The organism is Streptomyces griseus (genome assembly GCF_900460065.1).
Taxonomy (GTDB): domain Bacteria; phylum Actinomycetota; class Actinomycetes; order Streptomycetales; family Streptomycetaceae; genus Streptomyces; species Streptomyces griseus.
Genome location: NZ_UAVD01000029.1, coordinates 78,033 through 91,497 on the forward strand (window position 1 = coordinate 78,033; position 13,465 = coordinate 91,497).

The window sequence follows — 13,465 nt, forward strand, 5'->3', positions numbered from 1 at the left end:
ATGACCGCCGACGCCGCGATCACCGCCGCCGATGTCCGCTCGGCCGCTCTGTCCCTGCCCGACACCACGGAGAAGCTCGCCTGGGGGCAGCCCACCTTCCGGGTGGCGGGCAAGATCTTCGCCTCGCTCGGCGACGACGGGACGGCGATGGGCGTGAAGTGCCCGCGGGAGGATCGCGCCGAGCTGATCGCCGCCGAGCCGGAGAAGTTCTTCGTCCGCGAGGGGCACGACGACCACTACGCCTGGATGCGCGTCCGGCTGTCCGCCCTGGAGGACGCGGACGAGCTGGCCGCCATCCTCGCCGACTCCTGGCGGCAGGTCGCCCCCCGCCGACTGGTGGCGGCGCACCCGGAACCGGACGTGCCGGAGGCCGGAGCGGGCGGGGGAGGGCCGGAGGAGGAGAGGTGAGGGGCGGAGGGCGAGCGCGGCGGGTGTCCGGTGGGGGCCGAGGGGGCGGCGGGCCGGGCCCGCGGCCTGCGCGGATCAGGGGCGCAGGAATCCGCCGATCCGCTGCCGCAGCCCCCGCGGGTCCAGGCCGTGCGCCGCGAGGTGCTCCTCCATCTGCCCGTACCGACGCAGCTCGGCGCGGCCCACTCCCAGCCCGAGCACCCGGTGGGGCAGGTCGATCAGCGCTTCGCCCGCGGCGGCCGTGGAGGTGCCCGCCAGATACGGCTCCACGATCACCACGTCCGCGGTCGTGGCCGCGGCGGCGGCCCGGCGCACCCCCGCCGCGTCGAACGGCCGCACGGTCGTCGCGTACAGCACGGTGACGTCCAGTCCCTCGGTGGCGGCGAGGACGTCGTCGAGCATCGGGCCGACCGCGATCACGGTCCCGCGCCGCCCCTCGCGCACCACGGCGAACCCCGCGGAGCCGCTCACCGGCAGCGCCTCCCGGTTCGCCTGGAGCGAGAGGCGTACGTACACCCGGTCGTCGCCGGCGACGGACTCCCGCAGCAGGGCCTCGGCCTCGTCCGGATGGCCCGGCACGTGTACGGTCCAGCCGTCGAGCGTGTCGAGGAGGGCCACGTCACCGGGGGACATGTGCGTGAAGCCCCCGGCGGGCCAGTCGTACGAGCCGCCGGCGCTCACCAGGATCCCGCCGACCCCCTGGTGCCCGAAGTCCAGCTTGACCTGCTCGAAGGGCCGCTCGACCAGGAAGCTGGCGAAGGTGTGCACGATCGGCCGCATTCCGGTCAGGGCCATTCCCGCACCTGCCCCGACCAGCAGCTGTTCCCGGATTCCGACGTTGATCACCCGGTCCGGATGGGCGCGCAGAGCGGGGGCGAAGCCGTCGGCGCTGATATCGGCGAGCACGACGGCCAGCCGGGGCTCCTCGTCCAGGAGTCGCGAGGCGGTGCTGATGAATCGGTCACGCATGGTGTCCATGAGGGGTCCCTTCCGGGGGCTCCGGTGCGGTGGCGGCAGCGGTGCGGTGGTGGTCGTTCGGGGTGGGGCGGGGCGGCGCTCAGCTCTTGGGTTCGACGCGGGCGACGACGGCCAGCGGCCTGCCCGGGTGGGGTGTGGTGAACGCCGCGTGCAGGGCCTCGTGGTCGCGACCGTCCACGGTCACCGCCGCCCACCCGGCGGACGCGAAGCGGGAGGCGATCCCGCCGGGCCAGCCGTGGGTGGCGGAGGCGTTGTCGATCACCAGCGTGTGCAGCTGTTCGAGCCCGGCCGGGCCCGCGTGGGCGATGGCCTCGTGATTGCTGCCCTCGTCCAGCTCGGCGTCGCCGATCAGGACCCACACCCGGGGGTCGGTGAGACCCTGGGCGCGCAGCCCGAGCACGGTGCCGACGGCGAGCGGCAGCCCGTGCCCCAGGGACCCGCTGCCGATCTCCGCCCCCGGCACCAGCATCCGGTCCGGGTGGTGGCCGAGCGGTGAGTCGTACGCCCCGAAGCCGGGCAGCAGCTCCTCGTCGAAGAATCCGTGCGCGGCGAGGACGGCGTAGTACGCCATGGGCCCGTGCCCCTTGGAGAGCAGGAAGCGGTCCCGCTCGGGGGCGTCGACCGTCTCCGGTGTGACGCGGAGCACCCTGTCGTAGAGCACCCACAGGGCGTCGAGCGTGGAATGGGCGGCGGGCGCGTGCTTCTCCGCGCCGGTCATCAGGGCGATCAGGCGGGCGAGGTCGGGGAATGCGCGAGGTCCGCGTGCCGTCGCGGCGGTCGTGTTCGTCATGACACCGAGCGTTCAACATCAACCGTGGTTGAGGTCAAGCGCGGAATGGCGTTGGTGACCACCTGCTGGAGTGCGGTATTGTTCTCATGCGCGTTCAGCCAGGGGAAACCCCAGGTCAGACGGGCATCGGGACGTGGCGCAGCTTGGTAGCGCACTTGACTGGGGGTCAAGGGGTCGCAGGTTCAAATCCTGTCGTCCCGACTGGAGACAGTCGTTGATCAGGGCCGGTTACGGAGCAATCCGTAACCGGCCCTGATCATTTCGGGGACCGGTCGGGGACCAGCCGGAGGCCCGGCGCCCTGGACGGGGTCGGCGCGTCATGGGGGCGGGGCTCCGCAGCGAGCATGGTGCGCGCAGCGCGTTGAAGAGGGCCGGGAGCGCCGCCCCGGGGGCCGTTGTCACACGACCGCGCCGAAGCCTTGCGTGCCATGGTTCGACCCCTGCGCGGAATCGAGTCTCCACCGGGCCCGGGGCGGTGCGCTCGCGGTTCAGGAGGACGGTGCGTCCAGGTTCGGCTTCCGCCTCACCTCGGTCACGGACACGCTCTCGTCGACGGGGGCGCCGAAGGGTTCCGCGATCACGCCCGTTCCGGTGCCGATGACCTCCACCACCAGGCCGGAGCCCATGAACCGAAGGTCCACTCGTGCGCGCGGGTCGCCGCCGAGGTCGGGCATCTCGTGGATGCGGTCGGTGCGGTATCCGGCGGCGACGATGGTCTGCTGAAGTGCGCTGTAGGTGGTGTGCGGCTCTCCGGCGGCTTCGGTGGTCAGGCGCTCGGCGTGCTTGGCGGCGGCGCACTTCTCGATCGCGTCGAGTTCGACTTCCTGCGGCGGGCCGGACCGCATGGGCTTGTCGGGCATCTCACCTGACTCATCGACGGGGATGGGGATGTCGCCGTTCGCGTCGGGTGTCCCCGCGGGCTTTTCGGTGCGGGGGGCCGCGCCGCTGGGGATGCCGCCGGGCAGTGTCCCGGGGTCCGGTGCGGCGCCGTTGTCGCTGGGGGCGTCGGGGGAGCACTGGCGCGCGAACTCGTTGAGGGTGTCGAGGAACTGCTTCTCGGTGGGCTGCAGGGCGGGTGCGGCGGAGACCTGGGAGCCGACCGGGGCGGCGGAGGATGCGGACGAGGCTGTCTGGGTGCCGCAGGCGGTCAGGGCGAGGGAGCCCGCAGCCGCTATGACGACGGACGCGGTGAAGCGAATCGATGGCATGGATGAATCTTCGCCACACGCCCACCTGGGCGCATGAGTATGCGTACTCATGGCTTGATCACAGGCCGGAAATAGTCGTCCAGATCTGTGGGCCGATTATTCTCGGTCTCGTTGCGATGGCTTGATTTCGACAAGTTCGTTGGCGAAGCCGTCATGGTTCTCCGGGAACGGCTCCGGTGTGGTGACGCTCTGGCCGATTTCACGATGGCTGGTTAGATGTCGTAGACGGCGCAAGCGTCCCGCGGTGGAGCGGGCCGCGGCGGGTGCGGGCGATGCCGGCTCGTCCGGCGAGGGGGATCGCGCTGATGGCCAGGTTGCGGAAGCCGGCTGATGTCCGCGGAGCCTTACTGCACCTGACCTGGGATTTTCCCTCGGGAAGGTGCTGTCCGGGTCGGATCGGGCGGGCTTGCCGCCGCTCATGACGGGGGGTCTCCTGTCGGTGCTCTCCAGGGCTCACCCGCCGAAGCGGGAAGCCTTCTCCAAGGCTGACGGAGAGGGGCTCGACGGCCGTCCCGGGCCCATTCGGCCAGGCATCCTTTTTTCGCCGGTCACCCGAGGCCGATTCACGAATCCCGGGTATTCCTCGGGGTCTCGACAACACCGATGAATGGAGGAGTCGGTTCCAGTTTTATGGTCTTGCAGACACATGTTCGGATCGCATAAGTTCCCGGATTGTTGATCAGAGTTGGTCAACTTGAGCGAAGGGAACACAGTGCGCAAATTCGCGCTTCCTGTGATAGCAGCGGTTTCCCTGGCCATGCTGCTGCCGCAGTCACCCGCCGTCGCCGAAACCACGCCCAGCGCACCTCTGGCTGACGGCACGGTCACCAGCATCGGCCCCGGCCTGTACGAGTCCGCCATCGACACGTACACCGTCACCGAGAACGATGTCCCCGTCGGTCTGATGGGTCGCTCACATGCCGTGAACGGGCAGGGCTCCGGCGCCGCCGGCGTTCAGCAGGCGCCTTCTGCGCGTGCGGACCTGGACGTGTTCGGCACGGCATGGGAGGCCGAGTTCCTCGGCGGACAGCTCAACCGCACCCTCGCCTCCTCCAGTGGTGCGATCACCGTGCGGGACCTGGCGTCGGGTGCCTCCACCCGCTACGACCTCACCGATTCCATCGCCGGCCCCAACGGTGGCAGCGTCAGCACCTACCGGGCCGTTGACGGGTCCAAGCTCGTGGAGTCCATCGTCTTCGACGACCTGTCCGGGTCGCTGAAGACCACCGTCACCGAGACCGTGGAAGTCGACCTCGCCACCAGCACCACCGGGGACGACGTTCCCGTGGATGCGTCCGGCGCGCCCATTCCGGCCGCTGACCTGAAGCCGACCTACGTCTACAAGCAGGTGTCCGGCAGTGGGGACACCTGGCGAGTGACGTCGGTGGGCAACCACGCGTACAAGCCGTCGACCGTCACCTATGACGCGCAGGGCCGCGTCTCGCAGGTGAAGGAACCGGCGCGTGGCACCGACGCTCCGGCGCAGACGCTGAAGGTGAACTACTCCACCGCGACCACCGCGACCTCCTCGGTGCCGGGTGAAGTCAGTGGTCTGGTGAAGGACATCGCTCTCACGGTCGGTACGACCACGCAGACGCTGGCCCGCTACAGCTACGACACCGCGGGGCTGCTGAAGAAGGCGGAGAACCCGGCGGCGGGTGACGAGCTGAACGCGTACACCTATGACGGGTTGAACCGGCTCGACACCGCGACCACGGACGGTGGCGCGAAGTGGGATCTGAACTTCGGTGCGGAGACCGCCCAGGCGACGGCGACGGAGACGACCGGAACGGTTCCGGTCGCCGGCACCGCGATGGCGGGTGCACCTTCGATCCAGCAGCAGGACGGGGTTGTTCCGGCGGCGTCCGACTTCGAGTCCGGTGAGATCAACGAACCCAGTGCCAAACCGTCGTGGTGCAACAACGCGTACGAGTGGATGTGGTACACGGCGAGTGGCTGTGCGACGAAGGTCGCTCACTACGGGTGGCGCAACCCGTACTGGAAGGTGACGCCGACGGGGCACTACGTGGTGGGTGTCAACCACGATCACTGCACCTCTGCCAAGGACAAGCCGAACAACTGGAACTTCGTTCCGGCGTGCGACATGCACGACTACGGGTACGGCACGATCGGGAACGCCTACAAGGGCTACAAGTGGTACCTGGACAAGGGCAAGGGCGTTCAGGCCGACGTGACGTTCTACAACACGTTGTACAGCTACACCTGCCCCCGGTACAGCAACAAGAAGTCCTGCCGGGCCACGGCGTACACGTACTACCTGGCCGTCTTCTACTTCGGTCGTCCGAAGAACGGCGCCAACGCCACCTGACCCTTCAGGTGAGCGAGTCGGCTTGCTGAGGTGACAGGGGTCCGAGTCGGCCTGTGCCCGCTCGGACCCCTTTTCCATGCCGTCCCCGGAAGAAGGAAGAACCCGTTTTGAAGCGGCCCTTTTGGGCTGCCGTCACGGCGACGGCAGCAGCCATGGTCCTCGCGACCATGCCCTCCCCCTACAACCCCGTCACCGGCACTGCGCTGGCGGCTGCCAGCGACGCCGTTGATCCGGCCCTCAACGACAAGGTTGCCTCCGGCGGCACCGTCCGCGTCAACGTCGTCACCTCCCAGACGTCGGAGCTGTCCTCCGCGCAAACGGCGGGGCAAACCCTCGTCACCTACACCACGCTCCCCCTGGTCACCCTGCGCGTGGACCGGACCGGACTCACCCAGCTCGAGTCGCAGCCCGGTGTCGTCTCCGTCACCGAAGACGTGCCGGTCAAGGCGACTCTGAACGAATCCACCGTCAAGATCGGTTCCGACAGGGCGAACGACGCCGGCAAGACCGGCGCCGGAGTGTCGATCGCCGTCCTGGACACCGGAGTGGAGAAGGGGCATCCGTTCCTCGGCGGGCGCGTCAAGCAGGAAGCCTGTTTCTCCGTCACTGACGCGAACTACGGTGCCACCAGCCTCTGCCCCAACAGCCTGCAGGCCCAGGTGGGTGCCGGCTCGGCGGACACCGCCACCGGCCCGTGCTCGCTGCTCGGCACGCAGTGCGACCACGGCACTCACGTCGCCGGTATCGCCGCGGGCAACGCGAACAACGCCGCTGGTGCGCCCAAGCGAGGCGTCGCCCCCGCGGCTGATATCGCCGCCGTGCAGGTGTTCACCCAGTTCAACGACGACAGCTACTGCGGAGCCGGGGGCAGCCCGTGCGTGCTGTCCTTCACCTCCTCGCAGATCAAGGGCCTGGAGCAGGTGCAGCAGTGGAAGGCCGCCGGGGTGAACATCGTCGCCGCGAACATGAGCCTGGGCGGGTCGCGCTGGACCACCGGCTGCGACGCGGATCCACGTAAGGCGATCATCGACAGTCTTCTCACCAAGGGCGTCGCCACGGTCATCGCCGCCGGCAACAACGGCTACACCGATGCCGTGTCCGCGCCCGGCTGTATCGCCTCCGCCGTCACCGTGGGATCGACCACGGACACCGACGAGGTGTCCACGTTCTCCAACCGTGGCCCGCTACTGGACCTGCTCGCCCCCGGCACCTCCATCAACTCGTCGGTGACGGGCGGCACGTACGCCTCCAAGAACGGCACTTCGATGGCCACTCCGCACGTTGCGGGGGCTCTGGCCGTGCTGCGGCAGACGTATCCGGCGGAGACCGTCGAATCCCTGGTGTCGCTGCTCGCCACGACGGGCAAGCCCATCTCGTACACGGGGGCGACCACGCCGCGTATTGACGTGTACAAGGCCATCACCGCTGTGACTCCCGCACCTGATCCCACGACGAAGAAGCCGCGTACGTTCCACGTCGACAACGACCAGACGGTCGTCATCCCCGATGGTGTGGGCTCTCCGGCCCCCGGGCCCTCTGTCACGTCGCCGATCACCGTGGCCGAGTACCCGGGGCAGGCGTCGAACAAGCTGAGCGTGTCGGTGAACATCACCCACACCTACCGGGGCGATGTGAAGCTGGAGCTGCTCTCGCCGACCGGCAAGGTGTTCCTGCTGAAGAATTCCTCTGTTTCGGACGGGGCGGACAACATCGTCGCCATCTACACGGTGGATGCTTCCGTCGAACCGGCGAACGGCATGTGGAAGCTTCGTATGACCGATGTCGATGACGCCGACACCGGAAAGCTGAACTGGTGGTCGCTGATCTTCCCGACGCCGTTCGAGAAGAACGCCAACGAGGTCATCGCCGACAACAGCACGCTCGTGTCCGCGATCGACGTCACCAACATCAACGGCAACGCGGCCGGGCCGCTCCAGGTGTACGTGAACATGGATCACACCAAGCTCGGTGAGGCCCGTGTCCTCCTGGCGAGCCCGGACGGCCGGGTGTACACCCTCAAACCGTACGGTTCGGAGCCCGGTGGCAGTCTGGTCACCACGTGGGGTGTGGACGCCACGGATGCGGTCGCGAACGGCACGTGGACGCTGAAGGTCACCGACAACGCCACAGGTGACACCGGCACGCTGAAGGGCTGGGCGCTGGGTTTCCCGTCGTACGAGAACCAGACCGTCAAGCCCATTCCGGACAAGAACTTCGAGGAGATCTGGACCAGTGTGTCCAGCCTCGTCGGCACCGCGTCCTCGAAGGTCCAGGTGTATGTGGAGGTCGATCACCAGCGTCACGCCGATCTGAAGATTGACGTCATCGCCCCGGATGGCTCCATCCATCTCCTCAAGTCGTCCGGTGCGCCCACGGGCGGCGGCATTTTCAAGAAGGTGTACACCGTGAATCTTGATGGAAAGTCCGTCAACGGCTGGTGGAAGCTGCGCGTCGATGACCTGACTGTCGGCAACACGGGCACGACGAAGAATTTCGCCGTCCGTTTCTGAACCCTCTTCGGAAGCGTACGGAGATATCCGCGCGCCCCGCCCTTCTTTTCCGGGGCGGGGCGCGCGCTCCGTGTCCGTCGACCTCCATGGCGGAACCGGCACCCGGCGAGATCCCGAATCTCGCCCGCTTTCCCGTTCGGCACGATATTGTCTGTGCCAGTCGGGATCGTCTTACTGTCACTTCAAGGGGAGAGCATGAAGAATTTGATAGGCCTGGGCGGCGTCGTTGCCGCCCTGTTAGCTGCGATGATGATCGCGCCGGCCGCGTCCGCGGCTGACCGGTCCGACCGGAACGGCAGTGCGTCGATCGAGGTCGTGCATGTCAAGGGCGTCAAGGTCGACAAGCAGGCATCGGCTGAGACCAGGCGGATCATCGAGTCCGACGTGCGTGTCGCCGCGGCTGCCGCCAACGTGTGCGGATCCGGCTACACCATCTCCACCGGGGCTGCTCGCTACGGTACTCACGGCACCACCTACACCTGGACCAATGGCGCCAGCACGGGCGACAGCTACTACGACAAGCCGATCTGTGCTGTGTTCTTCAATGACACCGGCTCCGCCCGTTACATGGGCATCCGCCTGAAGGACAACTACACCGCCACCCCTGACGTCCAGGACTTCGGCACGTTCAGTTCGTACGCCGGGCCCGTCTACCAGAACCGCGGTTACTGCGGCCAGGCCTATTCGTACATGAAGGCCGGAAGCAGCGTCGTCGTCGACAACTACCTCACCGTGGGGTCCTGCAACTGATGTCATCTCGCACTATCCCGCGCTCCGCTTCCTGGTGCGCGGTGCTGCTCGTCACCGTACTGCTCACAGGATGCTCGGGCGGCGGGAACGCTCCCCCTCCCTCGGCCGATCCTCCTGTCCCGCAGAGCAGCACTCCACGTGTCCCGCAGAGCAGCACTCCACGTGCTCCGAAAACACCCGAAACCACCCCGGAACCATCACCGGTCATCGAATATGTGGGGAAGACGAAGGTTCTCACGCTCGGCGATACGGAGATCCGGGCCACGCGCAATGAAATTGGCATCAGTGTCGCCTGCAACATCAAGAACACGACCGACAGGACACACGACATAAAAGTCACCGTCAGTGTCGGCAACGGAAGCGACTGGGTGACGACCAACAACTTCGAATTCCAGAAAGTAGCCGCGGGGCAGACAGCTTCAGAAACCACTGTCATGGGCGCTTCTTTCGAAGGGGAGCTCCCGGACGATCCGAAGATCTACGTCGACTCGGTCATCTTCTCCTGACCCCGAAGCGACGGTTGGCCCTCGAACTCTCGTGACGGGCTGCCGGACCTCCGGCGGCCCGTTCGCTCCCGCGCTCCGCCGTCCCGGGCGGTTCGAGCCACCCGGGACGATGGACCTCTACTCCGCGGGGACGACAGCGACGGGAGCGTTGGCGAAGTGCATGGTCGAGTGAACGACGTGCCCCACATAGCCGCCGCCCCGCCCGCTGCGCCCGACGACCAGCAGTTCCGCGCCCGCCGCCAACGTCATCAGCATTTCCGCGGCGAACCCTCGTTCGACGTGTTCGTTCACCGCGATGTCGGGATAGCGTCGGCGCCACGGTTTCAGGAGATCGAGCAGTTCAGAGCGGTTGTGCCCCTCGATTTCGCCCGCTCTGCCGGAGAGGCTCGTGGCGCCGGACCGCTGCGTGAACATGGCGGGCAGCCCCCAGGCCCGCGCTGCCCGCAGAGGGACGCCGTGCGCGGCTGCCGTCCGGAAGGCGAAGTCCAGGACGGCCGCCGCCTCCTTCTCCTCAGCGGGTACGCCCGCCACGATCTCGCCCTTGCGCGGATGCCGGTCGACGTCACCGCCACGGATCATCACCACGGGGCAGACAGCCCGGCTCAGTACGCGAAGGCCGACCGACCCGAGGAGGAACCCGGTCACCGGACCCGGCCTCCGGGACCCGAGTACGATCATCTGCGCCTCGCGGCCACGCTCGGCCAACAGCTCCGCCTCGGGGCTGTCGACCAGCTCCGCACCCGCCTCGACATCGCCGAAGTGGTCCTGCACCCAGGAGAGGGCGCTGTGGAGAGCTTGTTCGGCCGCCTGGTGTTCCTTCTCGGTGTCGCGGCGGGAGAAGGACTCATGTCCGGGATCGTGTCCGTGCAGCAGCAGGAGAGGCGCGCCCCGGCGGTGGGCCTCGTCGGCCGCCCAGCCGACCGCGAGCAGGCTGTTCGACGAGCCGTCGACTCCCACGATGACGGGTTGCTGCACGATGTCTCCTCTCATGCCGACAGGCGGCGGAGAACGGCCGGTCGTCGGGCGTGGTGCGGGCGTGGTGCGGGTGTGGTGCGCGACGGAGCGCGGCACCGCCTCCCTCTCGAAGGGTAGGCGCTTCATCCCGCTTCACACCTTTTGTCTTGGATTCGGTGTGGTTCCGGTGCGCGGTCGCCACAGAGGACGACGGACTCGTGCCGATGCCGGTGATCCGGTACACGGGCCTCCGTCCACGCTTCGTGCCGGAGCCGGCGGTAGCGCGACGTCGAGAAGCGCGGATCGGCCACCACCGGCCGGCGGCAGAGGGGACGATGGCCGGATGACCGACTCCATCCATCCCCCTGACGACACGACCGCGTACGGCGGCACGGACACCCGACCGCGGCCCCACACCACCGACGCCGACGCGCCGCGCCGCCTCCCGGGCGAAGCGGGCGCCGACGGGGCAGCACCCGGCCGGAAGACCACCGAGGAGTCGCCCTGATGTGGGAGAGCGCCATCGCCGTCATAGGCACCCTCGCCGGCGGACTCCTCGTCACCATCACTCAGCAGGTGACCGACCGGCGGCAGCAGCGCGAGCATCACCGGGAGCGGGTGGCCGATCTCACCGGTCAGCTTCTGTCCGCCGCGCTCCGCTACCGCCAGCTGTACTGGCTCCGGGTCGACGCACTCCGGGCCGGCGAGCCCGACCCGGTCGCCCGGGCCGATTTCTACCAGGCCCGCAGTGACGTCACGGAGGCCCGGGACCGGCTCGCCCTCACCGTCACCGACGAGACCCTGCTCCGGGCATCCGGACGGGCGGCGTGGTCGGCACTGGACCTCAGCGACATCGACCCGGGCCTGCCGGAGGGGGGCCGCTACGCACCGGAGATCGAGGCCCGGCTCGACGAGGCGCGGGAGCGCAGTCGCGAGGCCCACACCGCGTTGCGGCAGGCCGCCACCGGTTACGGCAATCCGTCGGCCCCCGGCAGCGTCGTCGACTCGCGGTCCCAGTCCAGCTGACGTCCCGTCGGCCGCCCTCGCCGACCCGTGCCGGTGGGGGGCGGCCGTTGCTCGGCCCGCCCCGGGGGCCGTTCCGACCGCCCTCAGGGGATGGGGCTCGTCCGTCGTGGCGCCGGCCGGCGGATCTCCAGGCAGCGACCGGCGTAGTACGCCGCGAGTTCGTGGTTGTCGAGGTAGTCGTCGAACCCCACGCGGTACGCGAGCGTCAGCTCGACCGGCGAGGGCGCGTCGTCGAACGGCCGGTTCGCGCGGAGGGCGTCCAGGACGTGCGGCATCGCGTACTGGAACCGCAGGCCGCTGCGGACGTAGTGGGGCAGGCCGTCGATGGTGCGCAGTTCGGCGTCCTCGGCACCCGCCCCGGAGTAGATCGGGCGGGTCGTACGGTCGTAGCGGAAGATCTCGTCGAGCAGCGGCCTGTGCCGCTCGGGCACCTTCGGCAGGATCGCCTCGTCCCACCATCGCTGGAAGACCGGTGCGAACCTCGGGTCGGCGTAGAGCTTGTGCAGCGACTCGACGACCAGGCCGGAGTCGGTGAACTCCCGCCCGTGGCCGAGCAGCTCGGCGACGGCGGGATCGGCCGAGTCCTGGAACCAGTCCGACAGGATCAGCAGCACGGTGCTCTGAGTGAGCCCCGCGAGCTCCCGCAGGGGCACCCAGATGTGCCGGAAGTACATGTTCTCGCCCATCATCCGGGCCCAGAACATGAACCGCTGCATCATCGTGTTCTCCGCGACCGTGACGGTGCGGTTGGCGAGCACGTACTCGAAGTCGTCGCTGTCGCCGCGCACGGTGACGAAGCCGTGCTCCTCGCGGTTCTCCGTGTAGCTCGTGTTGGGCAGCAGCAACAGGGGGTAGACCGCGATCCGCGGCACGTGTTCGGACAGCTGGTCGTAGCCCGTGAGGAAGGAGTCGACCGTCTCGCCCGGCGCACCCCAGATCAGCTCCGCGTAGGCGTCCAGTCCCTCCGCCGCGAGCCAGGCCGCCAGCTCCTTCCACTCGTTGAGCCGCATGTTGCTCCTGCCCATGTCCCGCAGGGCCGTGTCGTCCAGTGTCTGGAGCGCCACGGTGAACGAGCTCTGGAACCCCTCGGACTTCATCCGGCGGATGATGTTGTGGAACGTCTTGGACTTGTTCTTCGCCCACGACGTTTCCAACGACCTCGGGAATCCGTATTTCTCGCGCGTCCTGACGAGGTCCTCGACGAATTCCGCGTCGGGCTGCCGCATACCGAAGTTCGAGTCGCACAACACCACGGTCGGAATCCGGTGATAGCCGAAGAGGTCCAGCTCCGCGCGCAGCCGCTCGCGCGAGAAGTCCCGCATCCGCTGGCCGACCGCGCCACCCCAGTAACAGAACGAGCACTTGTACGGACAGCCGCGGTTGGTCTCCATCAGCGCGACGTCGTAGGGGAACCGGCCCCGGTGGTCGAGCAGCGGGATGGCGCCGGTGAGGAAGGGGGACGGAATCATGTCCAGGTCGTCGATGCGCGGCGCCTCCGCGGTGGTGTGGACGGCGCCTTCCTCGTCGCGGTAGGAGATTCCCGGCACCCGGGCGAGATCGTGCGGCGCCTTCTGGTCCAGGACGGCGAGCAGCAGGTCGCGGAAGGTGAACTCGCCCTCGCCGTTGGCGACGACGTCCACCTCGGGGAAACGCCTGAAGACGCGTTCCGCCTGGTGGGCGACGTGCGTTCCCCCGAAGACGACCAGGCCGTCCGGGCGCACCGACTTGTAGGTCTCGGCGAGCGCGCCGAACTGGTTGAGGTTCCAGCCGAGCACCGAGAACGCCAGCACGTCGGGCACGACCCCGGAGAAGAGTGTGCGCGCCATCGAGCCGAGCGACTCACCACCGCGGAAGTTCTGTATTCCCACGTCGAACTCGGCTCCCACCACGGGATCGGCCCGCGCCGCGGCCGTCAGATAGCCGGCGGCGAGCGGCATCGATTCCTTGGGCATGTCCCAGGCGCCCTGCTGCACGATCAGCGCCCGCCCGCGTTTCTCCCGCGAACG

General features: G+C 68.4%; 12 protein-coding genes and 1 tRNA gene. 8 read left to right on the forward strand and 5 right to left on the reverse strand.

Annotated features, from left to right (window positions below; genetic code table 11):
- Entirely contained in the window at positions 1–408 is a 408-nt protein-coding gene (locus tag DTB53_RS20280) for an MmcQ/YjbR family DNA-binding protein (protein WP_012378178.1), read from the forward strand.
- Positions 409–483: 75 nt separating this feature from the next.
- Here the strand turns inward: DTB53_RS20280 and DTB53_RS20285 are convergent, their stop codons facing one another.
- Together DTB53_RS20285 and DTB53_RS20290 are read right to left on the reverse strand one after the other, a co-directional pair.
- Positions 484–1,386: a transketolase family protein gene (locus DTB53_RS20285; protein ID WP_012378177.1), complete on the reverse strand. Its 903-nt coding sequence runs from the start codon at positions 1,384–1,386 to the stop codon at positions 484–486.
- Between the two features lie 79 nt (positions 1,387–1,465).
- Entirely contained in the window at positions 1,466–2,176 is a 711-nt protein-coding gene (locus DTB53_RS20290) for a thiamine pyrophosphate-binding protein (RefSeq protein ID WP_012378176.1), read from the reverse strand.
- A gap of 127 nt (positions 2,177–2,303) precedes the next feature.
- Here DTB53_RS20290 and DTB53_RS20295 point away from each other — a divergent pair.
- Positions 2,304–2,377 (forward strand) — tRNA-Pro (locus tag DTB53_RS20295).
- Positions 2,378–2,664: 287 nt separating this feature from the next.
- Here DTB53_RS20295 and DTB53_RS20300 read toward each other — a convergent pair.
- Positions 2,665–3,384, reverse strand: coding sequence for a hypothetical protein (locus DTB53_RS20300; RefSeq protein WP_012378175.1), 720 nt, complete (start codon positions 3,382–3,384; stop codon positions 2,665–2,667).
- Positions 3,385–4,117: 733 nt separating this feature from the next.
- Here DTB53_RS20300 and DTB53_RS20305 point away from each other — a divergent pair.
- From DTB53_RS20305 to DTB53_RS37455, 4 genes are all read left to right on the forward strand, one after another.
- A complete protein-coding gene (locus tag DTB53_RS20305) occupies positions 4,118–5,713 on the forward strand; it encodes a phospholipase A2 (protein ID WP_234345267.1) in 1,596 nt (531 codons plus the stop codon).
- A 152-nt stretch (positions 5,714–5,865) separates the two neighbouring features.
- Positions 5,866–8,223 carry a proprotein convertase P-domain-containing protein gene (locus DTB53_RS20310; RefSeq protein WP_012378173.1) on the forward strand — a complete coding sequence of 786 codons (2,358 nt, stop codon included), beginning with the start codon at positions 5,866–5,868 and terminating at the stop codon, positions 8,221–8,223.
- 195 nt (positions 8,224–8,418) lie between these two features.
- A complete protein-coding gene (locus DTB53_RS20315) occupies positions 8,419–8,973 on the forward strand; it encodes a hypothetical protein (RefSeq protein WP_172595277.1) in 555 nt (184 codons plus the stop codon).
- 41 nt (positions 8,974–9,014) lie between these two features.
- A complete protein-coding gene (locus tag DTB53_RS37455) occupies positions 9,015–9,479 on the forward strand; it encodes a hypothetical protein (RefSeq protein WP_236586416.1) in 465 nt (154 codons plus the stop codon).
- A 117-nt stretch (positions 9,480–9,596) separates the two neighbouring features.
- Here the strand turns inward: DTB53_RS37455 and DTB53_RS20325 are convergent, their stop codons facing one another.
- A complete protein-coding gene (locus DTB53_RS20325) occupies positions 9,597–10,454 on the reverse strand; it encodes a universal stress protein (RefSeq protein WP_042495608.1) in 858 nt (285 codons plus the stop codon).
- Between the two features lie 322 nt (positions 10,455–10,776).
- On the opposite strand from DTB53_RS20325, the gene DTB53_RS36885 reads away from it, so the two are divergent.
- Together DTB53_RS36885 and kilB are read left to right on the forward strand one after the other, a co-directional pair.
- Positions 10,777–10,941: a hypothetical protein gene (locus DTB53_RS36885; protein WP_003964799.1), complete on the forward strand. Its 165-nt coding sequence runs from the start codon at positions 10,777–10,779 to the stop codon at positions 10,939–10,941.
- Positions 10,941–11,459: a plasmid transfer protein KilB gene (gene kilB, locus DTB53_RS20330; protein ID WP_012378170.1), complete on the forward strand. Its 519-nt coding sequence runs from the start codon at positions 10,941–10,943 to the stop codon at positions 11,457–11,459. The genes DTB53_RS36885 and kilB overlap by 1 nt, the downstream gene beginning before the upstream one ends.
- A gap of 83 nt (positions 11,460–11,542) precedes the next feature.
- On the opposite strand, the gene DTB53_RS20335 is transcribed toward kilB, so the two are convergent.
- Complete coding sequence (locus DTB53_RS20335) at positions 11,543–13,432, reverse strand: KedN5 family methylcobalamin-dependent radical SAM C-methyltransferase (RefSeq protein ID WP_141727083.1); 1,890 nt, start codon at positions 13,430–13,432, stop codon at positions 11,543–11,545.
- Between the last annotated feature and the right edge of the window lie 33 nt (positions 13,433–13,465).

Excerpts from the sequence above, each read along its gene's own strand:
- DTB53_RS20310 (WP_012378173.1), top strand. The coding sequence starts at position 5,866 with ATGGTCCTCGCGACCATGCCCTCCCCCTACAACCCCGTCACCGGCACT.
- DTB53_RS20290 (WP_012378176.1), bottom strand. The coding sequence starts at position 2,176 with ATGACGAACACGACCGCCGCGACGGCACGCGGACCTCGCGCATTCCCC.
- DTB53_RS36885 (WP_003964799.1), top strand. The coding sequence starts at position 10,777 with ATGACCGACTCCATCCATCCCCCTGACGACACGACCGCGTACGGCGGC.
- DTB53_RS20280 (WP_012378178.1), top strand. The coding sequence starts at position 1 with ATGACCGCCGACGCCGCGATCACCGCCGCCGATGTCCGCTCGGCCGCT.
- DTB53_RS20285 (WP_012378177.1), bottom strand. The coding sequence starts at position 1,386 with ATGGACACCATGCGTGACCGATTCATCAGCACCGCCTCGCGACTCCTG.
- kilB (WP_012378170.1), top strand. The coding sequence starts at position 10,941 with ATGTGGGAGAGCGCCATCGCCGTCATAGGCACCCTCGCCGGCGGACTC.
- DTB53_RS20300 (WP_012378175.1), bottom strand. The coding sequence starts at position 3,384 with ATGCCATCGATTCGCTTCACCGCGTCCGTCGTCATAGCGGCTGCGGGC.
- DTB53_RS20315 (WP_172595277.1), top strand. The coding sequence starts at position 8,419 with ATGAAGAATTTGATAGGCCTGGGCGGCGTCGTTGCCGCCCTGTTAGCT.